The following is a 19,686-nucleotide window of genomic DNA, read 5'->3' on the forward strand; positions in this document are numbered from 1 at the left end:
AAATGGGAACAAGCGAAACACGCCCTCCGCCTTCACGGAAGGAGTGGGCAACGGCCTATTGCTTGACCGGGGTTTCCGCAACGGGTGTCACCGGCTTGCCCTGCTCGAACCACGAGATGAGGTTTTCCGCCACCAGATCCGCCATCGCGTTGCGCGTCGGGATGGAGGCCGAACCGACATGCGGCACCAGCACCGTATTCGGTGCGGAAAGCAGACCGGCCGGCACGTTCGGCTCGTCATAGAAGACATCGAGGCCGGCGCCACCGATGGTGCCTGCATTGAGCGCAGCAATCAACGCCTCCTCATCCATCGTCCAGCCGCGGCCGACATTGACGACGATGCCGTCAGAGCCAAGCGCGGAAAGAACCTCCGCGTTGATCGTCCGGTGCGTCTGCGGCGTCTTCGGCACGATCGCAATCAGCGTGTCGACAGCCTCGGCAAGCCCCTTCAGCGTCGGGTGATAATCATAGGGCGCATCGGCATGGCGCGAGCGCGTGTGATAGCTGATCTTCACCTTGAAGGGTTCCAGGCGCTTGGCGATCTCAAGACCGATGCGGCCAAGGCCATAGAGGCCGACATGGCGGCCTTTCAGGGAAAAGCGCGTCAGCGGATAGGCGGAACCCGGCTTCCAGTTGCCGTCCCGCAGCCAGGCCTCAGCCTTCGGTAATTCGCGAATGGCGTTGAGCAGGAGCGCAATCGCCGTGTCGGCCACCTCGTCGTTCAGCACATCAGGCGTATTGGTGACGATGATGCCCTTCGAACCTGCAAGCTTGGCATCGATACCGTCGTAACCCACCCCGAAACTGGCGACGATCTCCACATTCGGCAATTGTTCGAACCAGGCGGCCGGGAAAACTCCGCTGAGCGCCACGCCGCGAATACGTTTCGCCGTCTCTGCATCGAGCTTCAGCGTCTCGTCGCGATCGACGGTTACGACCTCGAAACGATCCTTCAGCTGGGCGAGAACACGATCATGTATCTTCCCGGGAACGAGAACGGCAATACGGGACATGGCTTTTCCTCTTGGCTTCGGCGATCAGGAACGCGGCCGATAAGGGCTTGTGGACTGGCGGATACGCATTTCCGGCTTGATGAGATGGATGCCATCAGGCTCATGACTGCCGGCAAGTCGATCAAGTAGGGCGCGAGCGGCAAGACGTCCAACCTCCGTCTGGCCGTTCCAGACGGTGGTCAGTGCCGGCGTGGCGATCGAAGCCTCCTCCAGATCGTCATAGCCGGTCACCGATATATCGCTGCCGGGCACGAGGCCGGCGCGGGCAATGCCGTTCATGAGGCCGATCGCGACCAGATCGTTCCAGCAGACGGCAGCACTCGGCTTCTGCGGCAGGGAAAGGAAATGCACCGCCGCCTCGAAACCGCCCTGCTTCGAGCGCGGGCCGGGAATGCGCAGGTTCGGATCGACTTCGATGCCGGCCTTGCGCAGCGCATTGACATAGCCCTGATAGCGGTCGCGCCCGGTCGAGGTCTGGTCCGTACCACCGATCATCGCAATCGTCCGGTGGCCAAGGCCAATCAGGTGGTTGGTGGCAAGCGAAATGCCGTAGCTGTCGTCGCCGCGATAGGTCGGCACATCCTGGCTGTCCATCGAGCGGGCGACGAGGATCGCCGGCATGCCGTTTTCTTCCGCCAGTTGGATATCCTCCGGCGGCGTGCCGATCGCCGGCGACATGATGACCCCGTCACCACCGAGCTGCAGCAGGGTTTCGATGAAGGTGCGCTGCTTCTCGACGGAATCGTAATGATTGGAGAGAATGAAGGTGTGGCGGCTGCGATCGAGTTCGCTTTCGATCGCCTTCAGGATTTCCCCGTAGAACGGGTTCATGATGTCGTGAACGACAACGCCGATAATGCCGGATCGCGACGTGCGCAGGCTGGCGGCGCGGCGATTGTAGATGTAACCGAGCGCGCGAGCCTGTTCCTTGATCTTTTCGCGGGTATTGCCGGCAACCAGCGGACTGTCGCGTAAGGCAAGGGAAACGGTCGCCGTTGATATGCCGAGCGTTTCGGCAATCGTCGAAAGCTTGATCTTCTGAACCACGTCTCCTCCTCCAGGCAACGCGTGAAGCTGGTCGACGGCTGCCGCAGTGCAGCGACAGCCTTAAAAAGTTTAATTAAAAGATTTAAGCGGCGCAGGCAATTCGCCTTTTGAGGAAATTTTCAGTCTTCCTCATCTTCATCGACATGTATTGCCTCCGCCTGCAGATTGGCGTCGATCGCCTTGAGCAGACGCACCAGATTGCGGATCTCCTTTTCGGAGAAATCGAGCGTCGCGAGCTTGTCGCAGGAGGAAGCCGCAAGCTCGATTGCCTGCACGCTGCCGCGACCGAGTTCAGTGAGATAGACCTTGGTGAGGCGAGCGTCTTCGGCGTCGGGCTTGCGTTCAACAAAGCCCTGCGCCTCCATGCGGCCGATGGTGCGGGTCATGGTGGGCGCCTTGACCCCGAGCTTCTGGGCAAGCCCGCCGGCTGTCATGCCGTCGCTTTCGGAAAGGGAAATGATGACGCCGTCCTGGCCGGCATAGAGACCGCTTTCGAGAAGGTTGCGTGACAGGACCGTACGCATGGATCGGGCCGCCTGCGTCAGGGCCGGCGAAAGATCGACAAGCGTATACTCGGTCTGGTCCTTCTTTTTCTTGTGCTTCTTGCCGTCCTTATGCTTCTTGCCCATTGCCATCCCTTTGATCTTTAAGCACTGCCCAGGCTGGGTTATGACATTGCCCATCATCTCGTCATAAACAAGAGGCAACGCCCGATGTTGGTTCCGTCGTTCCGTTTCGAGGGCAATGATCCGGCACTTGCTCCGGAGGCACGCCGCTATTGGATAGCGATCCTGCCGCTCGGCGCACATGAACAGCACGGCCCCCATCTGCCCTTCGAAACCGACACATTGATCGCGCAGGGTATAATCAACAGGCTGAAAACCGCCCTGCCGGCCGGTTTGCCCGTCACCGTACTCCCCATCGAATCGGTCGGCTACTCCTTAGAGCACATGGATGTTGAAGGAACGAAGACGCTCCCTTTTGATACAGCCGTAAAGCGCTGGCTCGATATCGCTGAAAACCTCTCGAAGCTCGGTATCCGCAAATTCGTGATGCTGAATGCCCACGGCGGCAACTCGCCGCTGATGACCATCGTCGCCACGGAAGCGCGTGTGCGCTTCAACATGCTGGCGGTCGCTACCAGCTGGACCCGCTTCGGCCTGCCGGAGGGTGTGATCTTGCCGGATGAAAAGGCTGTAGACATTCATGGCGGAGATATCGAAACATCCGTCATGCTGGCGCTCTATCCGGACAGAGTGGACATGGAGAAAGCTGCCGACTTCCCTTCCAGCCAGACGGAGTTCGCCCGGCGCTTCAAGCACCTGCGTGCTTATGGTCCGCATGCCTTCGGCTGGAAAATGTCCGATCTCAACCCGCAGGGCGTTGCGGGCAATGCGAAAAAGGCGACTCCAGAAAAGGGCGAGGCGCTGATAGCCCATGCCGTCAGCGGATTGGTGGAGCTGCTGCAGGATGTCGATGCTTTCGACGCAGAAACGCTGCGATGAAGGCGCAGCTTTGCATGGAAGGCAATGTGATCTTATAACATACAAAACCCTTTGAACTGCCGCTTCCAAGCGCCTATATGAAACCGACCCATTCAGGCCCCGCACTTTGCCCTCGGGGTCAATATCCTACTTTCGAGGTTCTCATGACCGACGCGATCCAGACACAGCAGAAGCCCATTCCCGTCACCGTGCTCACCGGTTATCTCGGTGCCGGCAAGACGACGCTGCTCAACCGCATCCTTTCCGAAAACCACGGCAAGAAATATGCAGTCATCGTCAACGAGTTCGGCGAGATCGGCATCGACAACGACCTGATCGTCGAATCCGACGAAGAAATCTACGAAATGAACAATGGCTGTGTGTGCTGCACGGTCCGCGGTGACCTGATCCGCGTCGTCGAGGGCCTGATGCGCCGTCCCGGCCGCTTTGACGGCATCATCGTCGAAACCACCGGCCTTGCCGATCCGGTTCCGGTCGCCCAGACCTTCTTCATGGATGATGACGTCCGCGCCAAGACCGAACTCGACGCCGTTGTTGCCCTCGTCGACGCCAAGCATCTGCCGCTGCGCCTGAAGGACAGCCGCGAGGCCGAAGACCAGATCGCCTTCGCCGACGTCGTCATCATCAACAAGACCGATCTCGTCACGCCGGAAGAACTGGCGCAGATCGAAGACATCGTGAACGCCATCAACCCGGCTGCCCGAGTCTACAAGACCAGCCGTTCCGGCGTTGACCTCGCCCGCGTTCTGGACCAGGGCGCCTTCAATCTCGAGCGCGCGCTGGAAAACGATCCACATTTCCTCGAGCACGGCCATGACGATCATGTCTGCGGCCCGGACTGCGATCATGATCACCATGGTCACGACCACCATCATCATGACCACGACCATCACCACCATCATCATGGTGAGATGTCGGCCATCCATGACATAACGGTTCAGTCCGTTTCGCTGCGCGGCGGCGAGATGAACCCGGAGCGCTTCTTCCCCTGGATCCAGAAGATCACCCAGACGCAGGGCCCGAACATTCTGCGCCTCAAGGGCATCATCGCCTTCAAGGATGATGCCGAGCGTTATGTCGTCCAGGGCGTGCATATGATCATCGAAGGCGATCACCAGCGTCCGTGGAAGGATGGCGAAAAGCACGAAAGCCGTCTCGTCTTCATCGGCCGCGATCTTGATCGCACAAAGCTCGAAGAATCCTTCAAGGCGTGCGAGGCGACCGCCTGATGCCAACAGTTGCACCGCTTGATCTCGACGGCCACGTTCTGGCCGTCGAATTTTTAGGTGATGTCCCCTTTTTTGCGAATGCCGACGGTACCTTTCACCGGCTGGATGGCGGCGACAAGGTCATCGAAGCCCATCAGGGCATGCTGACGGCGATCCGCGATCCCTACAGCGAAAGCCTGATTTCAGGCGGCGAGGATGGCAAGGTGCTGCGCATTGCCGCCGACGGCAGCGTCAGCGAAATTGCCTCGGCTCCGCGCAAATGGATTTCGCAAGTCGCCGCCGGCCCGCAGGGCGCGATCGCTTATTCCTATGGCAAGAGCACGCTCGTGCGCCTCACCGATGGCACGACGAAGGAATTTCCCGAAGAGCGCACGGTCGAAGGCATCGCCTTCGCGCCCAAGGGCCTGCGCATCGCAGCGGCCCGTTATAACGGCGTAACGCTGCATTGGGTCGGCACAAGCGCCAAGCCTGTTGATCTCGAATGGAAGGGCGCCCATACCGGCGTCACCTTCTCACCCGACGGCAACTTCCTGGTCACATCAATGCAGGAAAATGCGCTTCACGGCTGGAAGCTCGACGTCAAGTCTGGCACCGAAGCCCGCCACATGCGCATGACCGGCTATCCGGCCAAGGTGAAGTCGCTCTCCTGGTCCGCCAAGGGCAAGTGGCTTGCCTCCTCCGGTGCGCCGGCCGCCATCGTCTGGCCCTTCCAGGGCAAGGACGGCCCGATGGGCAAAGCGCCCCTGGAGCTCGGCACCCGCGCCAACATCATGGCAACTGCGGTGAAATTCCACCCGGTTGAGGATATACTCGCCATTGGCTTCATCGACGGCATGATCCTTGCCGTTCGCCTCGCCGACAGCAAGGAAGCGCTGCTGCGCCGCCCCGGCAAGGGCGCCATCACCGGTATGAGCTGGAGCAAGGACGGCAAGCTGCTCGCCTTTGCTTCCGAGACCGGCGATTGCGGTGTCGTGGATATTGCGACGGCCTGATCCTATGGCTGTCGAAGTTACGGCCCTGGGTTCCAAGGACATGTATGAGGCTGCCATGGTGCGGCGCATCACACTATGGCGCGTGATGCCGCATCTTCCCGTCCTCCACACCCCGGAGGAGGACGAGGAATACTGGCGAACACATCTGCTGCGAGAACACACGGTTCTCGGAGCGTTTGTCGACAGACGGCTGGCTGGCGTTATCGCCTACGGCAATGGCTGGATCGAGCAGCTCTACGTACTGCCCGACGCCCAGGGTGTGGGAATCAGCACGACGCTTCTCTCTTCGCCAATGAATGACATGGACGATATCCGCCTCTGGACCTTCCAGCAAAATCGCCGCGCCCGTGCCTTCTATGAATCACATGGATTCTCGTCCATTGAAGAAACAGACGGCGGCGGCAACGAGGAAAGAGAGCCCGACATTCTCTATCATTGGCGCCGCCTGCCAGAACCGGTGTATGATCCCGGCCCAGCCCATCGCTGACACGCCGTCGCAAGAAGATTTTTAAGAAGGACCCGACAATGCCTGTTCCGAATAACGCTGCCGCCGATGAGCCGCGCGCATTCTGGTCCGTCTGGTCGGCAATCCGCACGGAAGCGGTCGATCTGGCAGCGCGGGAACCAACCCTGCGGACACTCCTTGAAACACAGATCATCCGCGCAGAAAATGACGCCGATATCATCGCGCATGTGATTTCGGCGCGCCTCTCGGTCGCAAAGGTCGATGCCGAAGACCTGTTCCAGCTATTTTACAGCACACTGCAGGAACACCCCGATATCGGCGTCGCCATCGAAGCAGATCTTCTGGCCGTGCGCGAGCGAGATCCCGCCTGCACCACCTATCTACACGCATTGTTGAACCTCAAGGGCTTTCACGCCCTGCAGACCCATCGCATTGCCCATGCCCTATGGATGGCTGGTCGTGTCGAGATTGCGAGCTGGCTTTCAAACCTCGCCTCGCTGGTCTTCGGTCCGGATATCCATCCGGCTGCACGGATCGGTTCCTCGATCATGCTCGACCATGGGTCGGGCATCGTCATCGGCGAGACAGCCGTCATCGAAGATGAAGTCTCTATCCTGCAGAACGTTACGCTCGGCGGTACGGGCAAGGAGACAGGTGATCGCCACCCGAAAATCCGCCACGGCGTGATGATCGGCGCCGGTGCAAAGATCCTCGGCAATATCGAGATCGGCGCTTTCAGCAAAATTGCAGCTGGCAGCGTCGTGTTGAAACCGGTCCCGGCTCATTGCACGGTTGCCGGCGTTCCGGCGGCTGTCGTGCGTATTCATCGCAATGATGAAATCCCGGCCGAAACGATGGATCAGAACATCTAGAAGGGATGGCCCTGGCTCAAGCGGCCTGCTGATTTTCCCCTGATGCTTCCACCCGGTTGCGGCCTTCGCGTTTCGAGCGGTAGAGCGCCTCATCCGCCTTCTGCACGAGCCGCTCGAAATCCCCGCCCTCGTCCGTGCGCGTGGCAACGCCGATGCTGAGTGTCGGGAAAATCGCCAGATCCGGCATCTGCATGACGGCTGCCGCAAAGGAAAGGCGGATGCGGTTTGCGATCTCTACCGCTTCGTCCCGATCGACATTGCGGAGCACCGCCAGGAATTCGTCCCCACCTTGCCGGGCAAGCAGGTCGCAGGAACGCATGATGCCCTTCGACACTTTGGAGAAAAGTCGCAGCACCTCGTCGCCCGCGGCATGACCGTGCCGGTCGTTCAACTGCTTGAAATTGTCGATATCGATGATGAGGAGCGATACCGGCTGACCGGCAAGCAACGGCACATGCTGGGCAAGACCTCCGCGGTTGAGCGTTCCGGTCAGGGGATCGTGATGCGCAAGCTCGATGAGCTGGTTCCGGCTCCGTTCAGCCGCCATCAGCACCATTGCCATGCTGCGAAGCATGATGAAGGCCACGGCCGATACCGCCATCCAGCTATGGATGACGCTGCCGCCGAAAGGATCCGGCCCGCCGATGTCTCCGGTTGCGGCGAGAAGGCTGCGAACCGCGAAGATGGCTGCGGTGATAACGTAAAGCCCGAGAAGAAGAGCAGCCGAATAAAGTTTCTCGCGGCGAAGAATGCCCGCTGCTTCCCTGGCGATGGTGATATCGCAGAGGCAGCAGATCACCGAGACATAAAGGAGACGCTCAGATATCGCTGCGGGATCGCTGATGAAAAGCGCCACGGGCATGCTGCCGCAGATTATCACGAGCCAGGAATAGTGCCGGTCGATGGGATGTCCCGCAAAGGCGCGGACGGCAAAGAACATCAGCATGTAGCCGACGATGGTCAGCACATTACCCGCATCGATGGAGATATAGTAGGGAACGAGATTGCGCAGCGCGACGAGGAAGGAACCGATACCGACGAGCAGGTTGCTGGCGCCCCACCAGAGCGGCCAGCGTTCGAAGCGGCCCGTCGCATAGGCGGCGAACTGGAGAGCGCTCAGAACGATGCAGCTTACCGCAACGATGAAATAAATTGTCCGCAGATCCAGCAGCATCGAGCCTATCCTGAAGTCCCACGCGGCGGACCCTACAGGAAGCGATTTGCAGTTTGATTGGATGCTTCGCTAAAAATTTAGCGACCTCTAATTTTTCTGCGTCAGACGGGACGTACCGTGCCGATAATGTCAGCCAGCAGGCCGGGCAGCGAATCTCTGTAGCCATTACGGGCGGAAGGCCCCCTCTCCTCCGAGGTCATGACGATCGTGAGATTGAGCGATGGCACGATGTAGAGCATCTGTCCGCCATAAGCCCCAGGCGAAATGCACCGGTTCCCACCGATCCGCCGCGTGAACCGGGCATAGTCGTATTTATGATCCGGACCTCCTGATTCAGATCTAGGCCCTTGCGATCGCGCAGGGCTGCACGACATAGTGCCCAGCACAAGCCCAAACGCGTATCTGGAGGAGACCGCATGGCCCGCGTCATCGTCATCGGAGCAACAGGACATGTCGGCACCTATCTCGTACCCCGCCTCGTCGAGGCCGGCCATGAGGTGGTGGCGATCAGCCGCGGCTCAGCCGCGCCTTATAAGCCGCATGAAGCATGGAGTCGCGCCGATATCAGGCATATGGATCGCGCAGCGCTCGAGGCGGAAGGCCGCTTCGGCGATGCAATCCGCGCGCTTAAGGGTGAGATCGTCATCGACATGATCTGCTTCACGACGGAAAGCAACGAACAGCTCGCAACCGCCCTTGAGGGTCATGTCCGCCATTTTCTCCATACCGGCACGATCTGGACCCATGGTTTCTCCACCGTCGTGCCGACGCCGGAGGAGGCACCGAAGAAGCCCTTCGGCGACTACGGCGTGAAGAAAGCCGCGATCGAAGCCGATCTGCTACGGATGGCTCGCGAGAAGAATTTTCCGGTAACTCTCATCCATCCCGGCCATATCGTCGGCCCCGGCTGGAACCCGCTGAACCCAGCCGGCCATTTCAATCCCGAGGTTTTCACCTCGCTCGCACGTGGAGAAACGCTTGCCCTGCCGAATTTCGGTATGGAAACCGTGCATCATGTCCATGCCGATGACATCGCCGAACTCTTCATGGCCGCCATCGCAAAGCCTGAGGCCGCAATCGGTCAGGCTTTCCACGCCGTTTCGGAAAAGGCAGTGACGCTACGGGGTTATGCCGAGGCGATGGCCGCGTGGTTTGGCCAGGAAGCGAAACTGGAATTCCTTCCCTTTGAGGCCTGGGCAACAAAACAGAACCCGGAAGAGGCGAGAGCCACCTGGGAACACATCGCCCGCAGCCCCAACTGCTCCATGGAAAAAGCTCGCCGGTTGCTTGGCTTCACACCGCGATACAGCTCGTTGCAAGCCGTGCAGGAAGCGGTCCGCTGGCTGATCGAAAATGGCCGCGTCGAAGCAAAAGCTTCGTGATCATTCGGCGATGACCTAAAACAAAAAGCCCCCCGAGAAAGGGAGGGGCTCCAGCCGGTCAGGCCGCCTTCCGGACCGGCGCGCCGGCCAGCATGCGTCCCGAAGGAACGATCATGCCGGCTGCGCCGCCAAGCCAGCCCTCGACGAGCTCCAGCGCCAGAAAGCGCGAGCGTTCGAAGGGGCCGGGCATGACAAGGTGACGAGCCTTCTCGGCAAAAAAGCCGAAACGCTCGTAATAATCCACATCGCCGACGAGCAGGATCGCGCCGTGGCCGCGTTTTTTTGCTTCGAGGATCGCCGCCCGCATCAGCGCAGAGCCGATGCCCTTGCCGCCATGCTTGCCGTCGACGGCGAGCGGGCCGAGCAGCAGCGCGTCGAGCGGCGTGCCCTCGTAGTTGATGCCGGCTTCGACATTCCAAAGGCGCGCCGTGCCGATCACATGGCCGTCGCGGTCACGCGCGACCAGCGCCAGGCCTTCGGCCGGCAGTCGGTTGCGGCGGATCATCTCAGACGACTTCTTGCGGCGATCCGGGCCCATGACGCGATCGAGCAGGGTTTCGCGAGCGACGACGTCGGAAGGATTTTCCGCGTCGATGGTGAAAGTAACAGGCGCAAAGAATGCGCGGACAGAATCAAGAACAGCGGCCATCTTGGCCTCCCGTACCCAATACCGTTATCAGCGGTGACTTCGGAGAATTGTGAATTTGCCGCCCCGGCTGGTTACGGGGCAGGCGGTAACAAGACCTTAGATGACGTAGGCCTTCAGCGGCTCGAAGCCGTTGAAAGCGACTGCCGAGTAGGTCGTCGTGTAGGCGCCGGTGCCTTCGATCAGGACCTCGTCGCCTATCGTGAGAGACATCGGCAGCGGATAGAGGTTCTTTTCGTACAGCACGTCGGCCGAATCGCAGGTCGGGCCGGCGATCACGCAGGGCTCCATCTCGTCGCCGTCGCGCTCGGTGCGGATCGGGTAGCGGATGGCCTCGTCCATCGTTTCGGCGAGACCGCCGAACTTACCGATGTCGAGGAAGACCCAGCGGGCATCGTCATTGTCCGACTTCTTGGAAATCAGCACGACTTCAGCCTTGATGACGCCGGCATTGCCAACCATGCCGCGGCCCGGCTCGATGATCGTCTGCGGGATCTGGTTGCCGAAATGTGTACGCAGCGCCTGGTAGATCGACTTGCCGTAAGCTTCTGCGGACGGAACGTCGCGCAGGTACTTGGTCGGGAAGCCGCCGCCCATGTTGACCATCTGCAGGTGGATACCCTGCTTGGCAAGCTGAACGAAGACGCGCTTGGCATCGGCAAGAGCCGAATCCCAGGCATCGACCTTGGTCATCTGCGAGCCGACATGGAACGAAACGCCGTAGGATTGCAGACCGAGCTGATGAGCGTAGACGAGAACGTCGACGGCCATCTGCGGGACGCAGCCGAACTTGCGCGACAGCGGCCATTCAGCGCCTTCACCATCGGTCAGGACGCGGCAGAATACACGAGCACCCGGAGCTGCACGGGAAATCTTCTCGACTTCTTCGTGGCTGTCGACGGCGAAGAGGCTGACGCCGAGTGCATGCGCACGGGCGACGTCGCGTTCCTTCTTGATCGTGTTGCCGTAGGAGATACGGGCTGCGGTCGCACCGGCTTCCAGCGCCATTTCGATTTCTGCGACGGACGCGCAATCGAAGTTGGAGCCGAGGCCTGCGAGTAGCTTCAGGACTTCCGGAGCCGGGTTGGCCTTGACGGCATAATAGATCGCGCTGTCCGGCATGGCGTGACGGAAGGCGTGAAAATTGTCGCTGACGACGTCGAGGTCAACCACGAGGCAGGGACCGTCGGGACGTCGGGTTGCGAGAAAGTCGCGGATGCGCTGGGTGGTCATATCGATTCCCTCTTCCAATTCCAGAGCTCCGGCACGAACCGGAGGACAAAGGGCATACAAGAACCGCTCAGGAACCAGCCGGTGGAGACCCCGGATCCTTGACGGCGCTTGATGCGCGAATAGTGAACCAACGCCGCGAATGCGGTATGGGTTCGGCTTTGTCTGCCATGGATTGGAGGGAGTATCCCTGCCGCACTTCCGGCAATGAAGGTGTGCCTCTTCAGTAACCCCCGCTGATGGAAAGCAGGGAGAGAACAAAAAGGCCCGCACCGTCGTTGCTTCAGGCGTCCTCGCATTTTCCGGTTGGCCGGAATAGCGACTGGAGGGGTTAATTCCAGGTACCTTACCGATTTCCTCACCAATTCGAGGGTTCGGCGGACACCCATGGGCACGTGCGACTTTGGGCTGAGGTGGAAATAAGAATATTCGCCGACATAATCAAGAGAATTTTTGATGACGCCTCAAAAAATAAATTGAACAAAACAACCGGATTTGTTCAATATTATGAAACAGATCGGAGGACTCATGGACACGCTGACCCGCATACGCGCCTTCATCGATGTGGTCGAAGCGGAAGGTTTTTCCGCCGCAGCCCGACGCACCGGCCGCTCCAAGGCGCTGCTCTCGAAATACGTGCGCGAACTGGAGGATGAACTCGGCGCCTTGCTGCTCAATCGCACCACCCGTCAGTTCTCGATGACCGAGGCCGGTCACACCTATTATCGCACGGCGTCCGACATCCTGAAGGAGATCGATAACCTCGCCGACCTCGTGCGGGAGAACAATGCGCAACTGAAGGGCCGCCTGAAGGTCTCTGTGCCGCGCACCTTCGTCGATGCCGATGTCGGCCAGTCGTTGATCGATTTCGCCAAGGAAAATCCAAACCTGCAGCTGGAGATCGCCGCCGACGACCGATTCGTCGACCTGATCGAGGAAGGCTTCGACGTCGCGGTCCGCGTCACCAAACTCGAAGATTCCGGTATGATCGCCCGCAAGATCTCCGATTTCCGCGTCCATATCTGCGCCACGCCGGAATTCCTCGAGCGCTACCCCAATATCGAGCACCCGAGCGATATCTCCAACGTGCCCTTCATCGTCGATACCAATTCCCGCAACCAGGCGAGCATCCGCTTCTACAATCCCGACAGCACCTCCTTTGCGGTCGCCGTTTCCGGCCCGATGGAAGTCAACAGCCCGCACGCGACACTGCGCGCCGCGCTGTCAGGGATCGGCATTGCGCTGATTCCAGACTTCATCGCTCGCAAACCGATCGAGGACGGCAGGCTGGTGACGTTGTTCAACGACTATATTCCGACTGACCGCGGCATCTATGCCGTCTATCCGCACCGGCGCTATCTGCCGGCAAAGGTCAGGATCTTTGTGGACTACCTCCACAACTGGTTCAAGAAACATCCCTGAGCGAGCGGGATGCGCGCCCAAGCGTCGCAGGGGCGGTCCCAATTCCGTCCCATTTTCTGGTGAGAAATCACCCCAACCGAACAGGGCAGCGGGTAAGCATGAAAAGATCGACACTTCTGACGGCTGGGCTTCTTTTGCTCGCCCCCGCCACCGCCTTCGCCCATCCACATATTTTCGTCGAAGCACGGCTGGAAGTTGTCGCAGCACCCGACGGCAGCATTCAGGAACTGCGCAACGTCTGGCGTTTCGACGAGGTCTTCTCCTCCTCGGTCGTCATGGATTTCGACAAGAACACCGATCTGAAGCTGGAGCCGAACGAGCTTGCCGAGGTCGGCAAGACGGTCCGGGATTCGCTTGCCGACTACGATTACTACATGAACCTGACGATCAACGGGAAGAACATCAAAGTCCAGAAACCCGACATCATCCATGTCGATTACAAAGAAGGCCAGCTCCTGATGTTCTTCGCCGTCAAGCCGGTGGAGAAGATGCCACTGAAGGGCAAGCTGACCTTCGGCGTCTATGATCCGACGCTCTACACGTCGATCGACTTCCCGACCGACAACGAACTCGCCATGGTCGGCGACGGCTTCAAGGCCTGCAAGCACGCAGTCGTGCGCCCGGACGCAGACGAGGTGATCTCGGAAAACAAGCAGTCCCTGACCGACGCTTTCTTCAACGATCCGACCGGCACCAATATGTCGAAACTCTTTGCCACCCGGCTGGAGGTCACATGCTGATAAAACGCCTGCCCCTCGCCCTGCTTGCGCTCGCTGTCATGGCCGTCGCTGCCCATGCGCAATCGCCGCTCGGCATCGGCACCGCAGAGCCGAGCTTCCAGCCGACGGGCGGGCCGCTGGCGCCGCTTTTCCTCTATGTGAATTACGAGCAGCAGGCCTTCTATCGTGCCCTGACCGGCGCGCTGAAGGAGATGCGTCAGGATCCCTGGCAGCTGTCCTCACTGATCGGTCTTTCCTTTGCCTATGGCGTCTTTCATGCCGCCGGCCCCGGCCACGGCAAGGCTGTCATCTCGTCCTACATGATCGCCAACGAAGTCGAGCTTCGACGTGGCGTCCTCATCTCCTTCATCTCAGCCTTCGTCCAGGGCGTGATGGCCGCCGTGCTCGTCGGCGGCGCGTGGCTGGTGCTGCGCGGCACCGGCATCACGCTGACCATGGCAACACAGGCCATGGAAATCGCAAGCTTCGTGATGGTCATCCTCTTTGGTGGCTGGCTGCTCTTCCGCAAGCTGCGCTCGATGGCCAGCAGCCTGCCACGCCGTCGGCTCATGGCAACGCCGGCCGGGCCCGTCAGCATGATGCTGGACTGGAAGGACAATGCCGCCGAACGCCAGAGCGCCAATTTCAGCTTCAACGGCAAGGCGCAGGCCGTGGACCCCGGCCATACCTATGTGCCCGGCATGGTCTGCGAGACCTGCGGCAATTCACACCTGCCCGATCCCTCGCTGGTCAGCGGCGACAAGTTCAGCGCGCGTGAGGCGTGGTCTGCGGTGATCGCCGTGGGCTTACGCCCCTGCTCCGGCGCATTGCTGGTCATGACCTTCTCACTGCTGAACGGGCTTTACCTTGGCGGCGTGCTCTCGGTCGTCGCCATGTCGCTCGGCACCGCCATTACAGTTGCAATCCTCGCCACGCTCGCCGTCACTGCTAAGAGCACGGCGGTGCGCCTCTCCGGCCGCGGTTCGTCCGCCTCCGTCTGGATCGGTAATACGATCGAGATATCAGGTGCAATTCTTGTAATCTTGATGGGTGTATTGCTGCTCGGAGCCTCCCTGCAGGGATAGGCTTCAGGGCTTTCTGCTGCGCTGATAGCGCGCCCGCAGCCAGAATATGCCGAAGAAACACATCAGCAGGCAGACGCCGACGATGACCGCCAATGTCGGCGAGAAAGTGCCGATCCACAGCACAATGGTCGGCAGGAAATAGATCACCAGCCCGGCAGAAAACAGAATGATAGCGGCGGCGATCGCCTGCGAACGGCTTTCCGGGCTCATGGACATGCTCACTCCTCTTGTCCGGGAGTGGATAGGCCAGCCGTCTCGCAAAGGCAACTGGCCCTGAACTACTGAGACAGCGTGACCTTGGCAGAGGAAACCGTCGCCTCGATATGATCGACGAGCTGATCGGGAAGACCGAGCCTGCCGGCGAGCAGATCGAGATAGCCGCGTTCGGCACGCGAATCCGGCTCGATCGTCAGGCGCGAGGCCGTATAGAGCTCGACCTTCTGTTCCTCGGTAACGGCTGCGGCGATAAGTGCATCGATATCCGTCGGCTCCGAAAGCTCGCGTTCGATGAAGCTTGCGGCCTCGCCGCTGACATCGGCGGCCTTGACCTTGTCCATGATGAGCATGCGCTCCGCGTCGTCGATATGGCCATCGGCCTTGGCCGCAGCAATCATGGCGCGGATGAGGATGAGCACGAATTCATTGCTGGTCGCCGGTGAAGCCGAGCCGAAGCCGGACTCTGCAGGCGGCGGCAGGAGAACGGAATTGTTGGCCGTCGGCGCATCGGAAGGTGCTGCGGGCGCCTGTCCGGCCTGATAGTTCTTCCAGGCCTGATAGCCGAGACCTGCGATGGCTGCGAGACCGCCGATGGTGACAGCATTGCCTGCGATGCTGCGGCCGGTCTTGGTGCCGAGAAGCACGGCGGCAAGCGCGCCGGCCTTCAACGGATTGTCCTTGGCCACCTGGATCGCATCGCCTGCCCGGTCACGTACGCTGCCGCCTACACCCGGTATCTGCGATCCCAGAAACTGGTCGAGTAGTTTCTTCGCGTCGAACATGTCCTCATCTTCTCCCTGTTTTAAAGGCTGGAGGAGAACATAGGTTTGCGACTGCCGAAATACAAACGAGGGCGGCGCAGCCACCCTCGTTCAAAACCTGTCAGCTTTCAAAACCCGGCGACTTCGACAGATCAGCTCTTCAGCGCGAAAGCTTCGGAGGCGAGCTTGGTGATGCCTGCCCAGTCGCCCGCGGCAACCAGTTCCTTCGGCGCGACCCACGAACCACCGACGCAGATGACGTTCGGCAGGGACAGATAGTCATTGGCATTCTTCAACGAGATGCCGCCGGTCGGGCAAAAGAATGTGCCAGCAAGCGGCGAGGAAAGCGCCTTGAGATAGGCAGCACCACCAGCCTGTTCGGCCGGGAAGAACTTCAGCACCTGATAGCCTTCTTCGCGCAGCGCCATCACTTCGCTCGCGGTCGCAGCACCCGGAAGCAGCGGCACCGGAGAATCGGCTGCGGCATCCAGAAGCTCCTGGGTCGTGCCGGGGCTGACGATGAACTTGGAGCCTGCCTGTACGGCGGCCTCCCAATGGGCGGCGTTGAGGATCGTGCCGGCGCCGACTTCAGCACCCTCTACTTCAGCGGCAACCGCACGTACGGCATCAAGAGCGGCCGGAGTGCGCATCGTGATCTCGATGGCCTTCAGACCGCCGGCAACGAGCGCTCGGGCAAGAGATACGGCCGACTTCGCATCCTCGACGATCAGGACCGGAACGACGGGCTGGAGTTTCAGGATGGAAAGGAGTTTTTCTGTCTTCTCGCCCATGGCCACAGTTCCCTTAAACGATTGAAATCGGCTTTCGAATAGCGCCCTCACAAGGGCTTGTCGAGATAAAACCAGTCCGTGCGACAAGACGGGTATTAAATCATTGTAAATTGGGATAGCGTACCACGACCGTCACAAAAGGTTCATTCGTATGGCGAAAGAGATCGAACGGAAGTTCCTCGTACGCGGCGAAACATGGCGCTCCGCCGTCGAGTCCAAGTCGGTCCTGAAACAGGGCTATGTCGCCTCGATGGAGGACCGCTCCGTACGAATTCGCATCCTTGACGAAAAGACTGCGCGGTTGACGATGAAAATCGGCCGCGGCACCCTCACCCGCGATGAATTCGAATATGACATCCCTGTATCCGACGCCGAGGAACTGCTGGAAAACGCCATCGGTATCGTCATCGAAAAGACGCGTTACCGCGTCCCCTATGAAGGTTTCGTCTGGGAAGTCGATGTCTTTGCCGGCGCCCATCGCGGCCTCGTCATCGCCGAAGTCGAGATGCAGGCCGAAACTGACAATCCTCCCCTGCCCGCCTGGCTCGGCCGCGAGGTAACGGGCGATTTCCGCTATTCCAATCAGGCGCTGGCCACAGAATTTGAGCACGACAGGCATGGGCTATCGCATACGGCCTGAGGCCGACTTTACCGACGAGTTCCGAAGCGCCGCTGAGGAGCAGTTGAAGCGCGCCATCACCGTTCTCGACAAGCGGCCGGAAGGCGCCCATGAGGCGATCCACGCCTTCCGCAAGAACATCAAGCGGCTGCGTTCGCTTTATCGTCTTGTATCCCGCGAAGTGCCAGAATTCCAGAAGCAGGAAAATGCCCGGCTGAGAGAAACGGCGCGGTCGCTGTCGGCCATCCGCGATGCCGCGGCAATCGTTGGGACCGCCCGCTACCTGCAGGATAATGCTCGCAATCTGGAAGAGACCGAGGCGCTCGGCCGTATCGTTTCCATTCTGGAGGTCCGGCGCGACTGGATGGCGGAGGCCGAAAGCAGCCTTGAGGAAAGGCTGCATGATGCTGCCGGCAAGTTGCGGGAAGCGATTACGGCACTCGACGATGTCGCGTTCGACAAGAGCCACCGCAAGAATGCCCGTATGCTGGCAAAAAGCTGGCGCAAGACAGCATCGCGCGCCAGGGAGGCGCTCGATGCCTGCCAAGAGGACACAGCGGCCGGTGATTTCCACGAGTTGCGCAAGCGCACCTACGATTATCGCCTCTATCACGCGCTTCTTCGCGATCTCTGGCCAAGCGCCATGAAGGCCAAGCGCGACTTCGCCAAGGACCTTGTTGAACGTCTCGGCCATATCAACGATCTCGCTGTGCTTTCAGGCCTCGTGGAGGCAGAACCGCAGCTCTTCACCCGCAACGACGATCTCGCCCATCTGCTGGATGCCATCATCTTCCGCCAGCAGGAGGATCGGCGCGAAGCGTTGCGCGACGCCGAAACGCTCTATGGCGATGATCCTGACGATGAGGCGCAGCGCCTGGAACTGCTCTGGGTGTCTATCGGCAATTGACGCATTTGATCTGTTGACCTCAACTTTACTTGAGGTCCTAGCCTCGGCCGGTCAATGAACCGATCGAGGAAAATATGTCTGCAGACAATGCTACGACGCCCCAGATCCAGGGCATCTACGAAACCCATCTCACCGTCGCCGATCTGAAGACTTCCATTCCTTTCTACCGCGATATTCTCGGCCTGGAACTTGCCGCCGAATTCCCCGAGCGCCGCATTGCCTTCTTCTGGGTGAACGGCAAGAAGAACGCCATGCTCGGCCTCTGGGAAACCGGCACCGGCCCCTTGAAGATGCGCCTGCACATGGCTTTCCGCCTGTCGCAGGAGGAAATGATGCGGGCGCCGGCGCTGTTGATCCACAAGGGCCTGAAGCCACACGGCTTTCATGGTGAGCCGATCACCGAACCGATCGTCATCGGCTGGGTACCGGCGCTGTCGCTCTATTTTCGCGATCCCGACGGGCATTCGATCGAATTCCTGAGCGTGCTCGACGAAGAGCCGGATGCTGCGTTTGGCATGCGGTCCTACGCCGAGTGGAAGGCGCGCGGATAGGCACAATCCCACAATGCCGTCCTTGCGTAATGTCATTGCGCAGGGACGGCATATTCTGTATTTCCACGCGCATGACCGACAATGCGACCCAAACAAGCCCCTTCCTGGTGGCAGCGCTCTATCATTTCGTATCCCTGCCGCGCTTCGAGAGCCTGCAGGCGCCGTTGCAGGCGCTCTGCGAGGAGAATGGCGTGAAGGGCACGCTTCTGCTTGCCCATGAGGGCATCAATGGCACGATTGCAGGACCGGATGCCGGCATTCATGCCGTCCTCTCCTTCCTGCGCACACAGCCGGAATTTGCCGCCTTGGAGCACAAGGAAAGCCGCGCGTCCAAAATGCCCTTCCTGCGCATGAAGGCAAAGCTGAAGAAAGAAATCGTCACCATGGGCGTCGAGAATATCGACCCCAACAAGGTGGTTGGGACCTATATCGATCCAAGCAACTGGAATGCCCTGATCTCCGATCCCGACACGATCGTCATCGATACCCGCAACGACTACGAGACGGCAATCGGTACCTTCCGCGGCGCGGTTGACCCCAAGACCAAGACCTTCCGTGAGTTTCCGGACTGGGTGCGCAACAATCCCGGCCTGCACGACAAGCCGAAGATTGCCATGTACTGCACCGGCGGCATCCGCTGCGAGAAGGCGACGGCCTTCATGAAGGAACAGGGCTTCGACGAGGTTTATCACCTCAAGGGCGGCATCCTGAAATATCTTGAGGAAGTGCCACAGGAGGAAAGCCTGTGGGACGGCGCCTGCTTCGTTTTCGACGAGCGCGTTTCCGTCGAACATGGCCTGAAGGAAGGCGAGCACAAGCTCTGCCACGCCTGCCGCAACCCAATCACGGCAGAAGAGGTCACCTCGCCCTATTACGAGGAAGGTGTTTCCTGCAGCAATTGCTACCATACGCGCAGCGAAGAAGACCGCCTGCGCTATCGTCAGCGCCAGCATCAGATCGCGCTCGCTAAGAAGCGCGGCCAGAAACATATCGGCACGTAGAGCAGTTCCAGCAAAACTGCGCAGCTGTTTTGCATCTGAAATTGCATGAAACAAAGAGA

General features: G+C 59.9%; 22 protein-coding genes and 1 pseudogene. 13 read left to right on the plus strand and 10 right to left on the minus strand.

Going from position 1 to position 19,686, the window contains the following annotated elements:
• Positions 1 to 55: 55 nt before the first annotated feature.
• The 3 genes from PMI11_RS12660 to PMI11_RS12670 form a co-directional block, all read right to left on the minus strand.
• A complete protein-coding gene (locus tag PMI11_RS12660) occupies positions 56 to 1,012 on the minus strand; it encodes a 2-hydroxyacid dehydrogenase (protein ID WP_007817437.1) in 957 nt (318 codons plus the stop codon).
• 24 nt (positions 1,013 to 1,036) lie between these two features.
• The gene (locus PMI11_RS12665) at positions 1,037 to 2,059 is read right to left on the minus strand and encodes a LacI family DNA-binding transcriptional regulator (protein WP_007817439.1); all 1,023 of its coding nucleotides are present in this window, start codon (positions 2,057 to 2,059) and stop codon (positions 1,037 to 1,039) included.
• A gap of 119 nt (positions 2,060 to 2,178) precedes the next feature.
• Complete coding sequence (locus PMI11_RS12670) at positions 2,179 to 2,688, minus strand: MarR family winged helix-turn-helix transcriptional regulator (protein ID WP_007817440.1); 510 nt, start codon at positions 2,686 to 2,688, stop codon at positions 2,179 to 2,181.
• A gap of 84 nt (positions 2,689 to 2,772) precedes the next feature.
• Here PMI11_RS12670 and PMI11_RS12675 point away from each other — a divergent pair, with 84 nt between their 5' ends.
• The 5 genes from PMI11_RS12675 (at position 2,773) to cysE (ending at position 7,123) form a co-directional block, all read left to right on the plus strand.
• Entirely contained in the window at positions 2,773 to 3,564 is a 792-nt protein-coding gene (locus PMI11_RS12675; RefSeq protein ID WP_007817443.1) for a creatininase family protein, read from the plus strand.
• 143 nt (positions 3,565 to 3,707) lie between these two features.
• Positions 3,708 to 4,793 carry a CobW family GTP-binding protein gene (locus PMI11_RS12680; protein WP_007817445.1) on the plus strand — a complete coding sequence of 362 codons (1,086 nt, stop codon included), beginning with the start codon at positions 3,708 to 3,710 and terminating at the stop codon, positions 4,791 to 4,793.
• The gene (locus PMI11_RS12685; protein ID WP_007817447.1) at positions 4,793 to 5,785 is read left to right on the plus strand and encodes a WD40 repeat domain-containing protein; all 993 of its coding nucleotides are present in this window, start codon (positions 4,793 to 4,795) and stop codon (positions 5,783 to 5,785) included. The genes PMI11_RS12680 and PMI11_RS12685 overlap by 1 nt, the downstream gene beginning before the upstream one ends.
• 4 nt (positions 5,786 to 5,789) lie before the next feature.
• Positions 5,790 to 6,272: a GNAT family N-acetyltransferase gene (locus tag PMI11_RS12690; protein WP_007817450.1), complete on the plus strand. Its 483-nt coding sequence runs from the start codon at positions 5,790 to 5,792 to the stop codon at positions 6,270 to 6,272.
• 38 nt (positions 6,273 to 6,310) lie between these two features.
• Positions 6,311 to 7,123 carry a serine O-acetyltransferase gene (gene cysE, locus PMI11_RS12695; protein WP_007817453.1) on the plus strand — a complete coding sequence of 271 codons (813 nt, stop codon included), beginning with the start codon at positions 6,311 to 6,313 and terminating at the stop codon, positions 7,121 to 7,123.
• A gap of 16 nt (positions 7,124 to 7,139) precedes the next feature.
• Here the strand turns inward: cysE and PMI11_RS12700 are convergent, their stop codons facing one another.
• Positions 7,140 to 8,297, minus strand: a complete 1,158-nt coding sequence (locus tag PMI11_RS12700; protein ID WP_007817454.1) for a GGDEF domain-containing protein — start codon at positions 8,295 to 8,297, stop codon at positions 7,140 to 7,142.
• 101 nt (positions 8,298 to 8,398) lie between these two features.
• A pseudogene (locus tag PMI11_RS37295) lies at positions 8,399 to 8,611 on the minus strand (6-aminohexanoate hydrolase); the annotation flags it as partial.
• A 102-nt stretch (positions 8,612 to 8,713) separates the two neighbouring features.
• Between PMI11_RS37295 and PMI11_RS12705 the strand changes: the two are divergent.
• Positions 8,714 to 9,679, plus strand: a complete 966-nt coding sequence (locus tag PMI11_RS12705) for an NAD-dependent epimerase/dehydratase family protein (RefSeq protein WP_007817458.1) — start codon at positions 8,714 to 8,716, stop codon at positions 9,677 to 9,679.
• Positions 9,680 to 9,737: 58 nt separating this feature from the next.
• Here the strand turns inward: PMI11_RS12705 and PMI11_RS12710 are convergent, their stop codons facing one another.
• Entirely contained in the window at positions 9,738 to 10,328 is a 591-nt protein-coding gene (locus PMI11_RS12710) for a GNAT family N-acetyltransferase (RefSeq protein ID WP_007817460.1), read from the minus strand.
• A gap of 96 nt (positions 10,329 to 10,424) precedes the next feature.
• Positions 10,425 to 11,558: an ornithine/lysine decarboxylase gene (odc2, locus tag PMI11_RS12715; protein WP_007817463.1), complete on the minus strand. Its 1,134-nt coding sequence runs from the start codon at positions 11,556 to 11,558 to the stop codon at positions 10,425 to 10,427.
• 525 nt (positions 11,559 to 12,083) lie between these two features.
• Here odc2 and PMI11_RS12720 point away from each other — a divergent pair.
• The 3 genes from PMI11_RS12720 (at position 12,084) to PMI11_RS12730 (ending at position 14,781) form a co-directional block, all read left to right on the plus strand.
• The gene (locus PMI11_RS12720) at positions 12,084 to 12,977 is read left to right on the plus strand and encodes a LysR family transcriptional regulator (protein WP_007817465.1); all 894 of its coding nucleotides are present in this window, start codon (positions 12,084 to 12,086) and stop codon (positions 12,975 to 12,977) included.
• A 98-nt stretch (positions 12,978 to 13,075) separates the two neighbouring features.
• Complete coding sequence (locus PMI11_RS12725; protein ID WP_007817467.1) at positions 13,076 to 13,717, plus strand: DUF1007 family protein; 642 nt, start codon at positions 13,076 to 13,078, stop codon at positions 13,715 to 13,717.
• Positions 13,711 to 14,781 carry a nickel/cobalt transporter gene (locus PMI11_RS12730; protein WP_007817469.1) on the plus strand — a complete coding sequence of 357 codons (1,071 nt, stop codon included), beginning with the start codon at positions 13,711 to 13,713 and terminating at the stop codon, positions 14,779 to 14,781. Before PMI11_RS12725 ends, PMI11_RS12730 begins: the two co-directional genes overlap by 7 nt.
• Before the next feature lie 3 nt (positions 14,782 to 14,784).
• Here PMI11_RS12730 and PMI11_RS12735 read toward each other — a convergent pair whose 3' ends face one another.
• The 3 genes from PMI11_RS12735 to PMI11_RS12745 form a co-directional block, all read right to left on the minus strand.
• Positions 14,785 to 14,991, minus strand: coding sequence for a hypothetical protein (locus tag PMI11_RS12735; RefSeq protein ID WP_037071240.1), 207 nt, complete (start codon positions 14,989 to 14,991; stop codon positions 14,785 to 14,787).
• 68 nt (positions 14,992 to 15,059) lie between these two features.
• Positions 15,060 to 15,779, minus strand: a complete 720-nt coding sequence (locus PMI11_RS12740; protein ID WP_007817474.1) for a tellurite resistance TerB family protein — start codon at positions 15,777 to 15,779, stop codon at positions 15,060 to 15,062.
• 131 nt (positions 15,780 to 15,910) lie between these two features.
• The gene (locus PMI11_RS12745) at positions 15,911 to 16,549 is read right to left on the minus strand and encodes a 2-dehydro-3-deoxy-phosphogluconate aldolase (RefSeq protein ID WP_007817477.1); all 639 of its coding nucleotides are present in this window, start codon (positions 16,547 to 16,549) and stop codon (positions 15,911 to 15,913) included.
• Positions 16,550 to 16,700: 151 nt separating this feature from the next.
• Here PMI11_RS12745 and PMI11_RS12750 point away from each other — a divergent pair, with 151 nt between their 5' ends.
• The 4 genes from PMI11_RS12750 to PMI11_RS12765 all read left to right on the plus strand — a co-directional run bounded on the left by PMI11_RS12750 (position 16,701) and on the right by PMI11_RS12765 (position 19,627).
• Complete coding sequence (locus tag PMI11_RS12750; protein ID WP_007817480.1) at positions 16,701 to 17,189, plus strand: CYTH domain-containing protein; 489 nt, start codon at positions 16,701 to 16,703, stop codon at positions 17,187 to 17,189.
• Positions 17,167 to 18,075 (plus strand): CHAD domain-containing protein, encoded by a 909-nt coding sequence (locus PMI11_RS12755; RefSeq protein ID WP_007817481.1) that lies wholly within the window; start codon positions 17,167 to 17,169, stop codon positions 18,073 to 18,075. Before PMI11_RS12750 ends, PMI11_RS12755 begins: the two co-directional genes overlap by 23 nt.
• 74 nt (positions 18,076 to 18,149) lie before the next feature.
• Positions 18,150 to 18,626, plus strand: a complete 477-nt coding sequence (locus PMI11_RS12760; RefSeq protein WP_007817483.1) for a VOC family protein — start codon at positions 18,150 to 18,152, stop codon at positions 18,624 to 18,626.
• 71 nt (positions 18,627 to 18,697) lie between these two features.
• Positions 18,698 to 19,627, plus strand: coding sequence for an oxygen-dependent tRNA uridine(34) hydroxylase TrhO (locus PMI11_RS12765; RefSeq protein WP_037071243.1), 930 nt, complete (start codon positions 18,698 to 18,700; stop codon positions 19,625 to 19,627).
• Positions 19,628 to 19,686 lie beyond the last annotated feature (59 nt).

Source organism: Rhizobium sp. CF142, assembly GCF_000281145.1.
Taxonomy (GTDB): domain Bacteria; phylum Pseudomonadota; class Alphaproteobacteria; order Rhizobiales; family Rhizobiaceae; genus Rhizobium.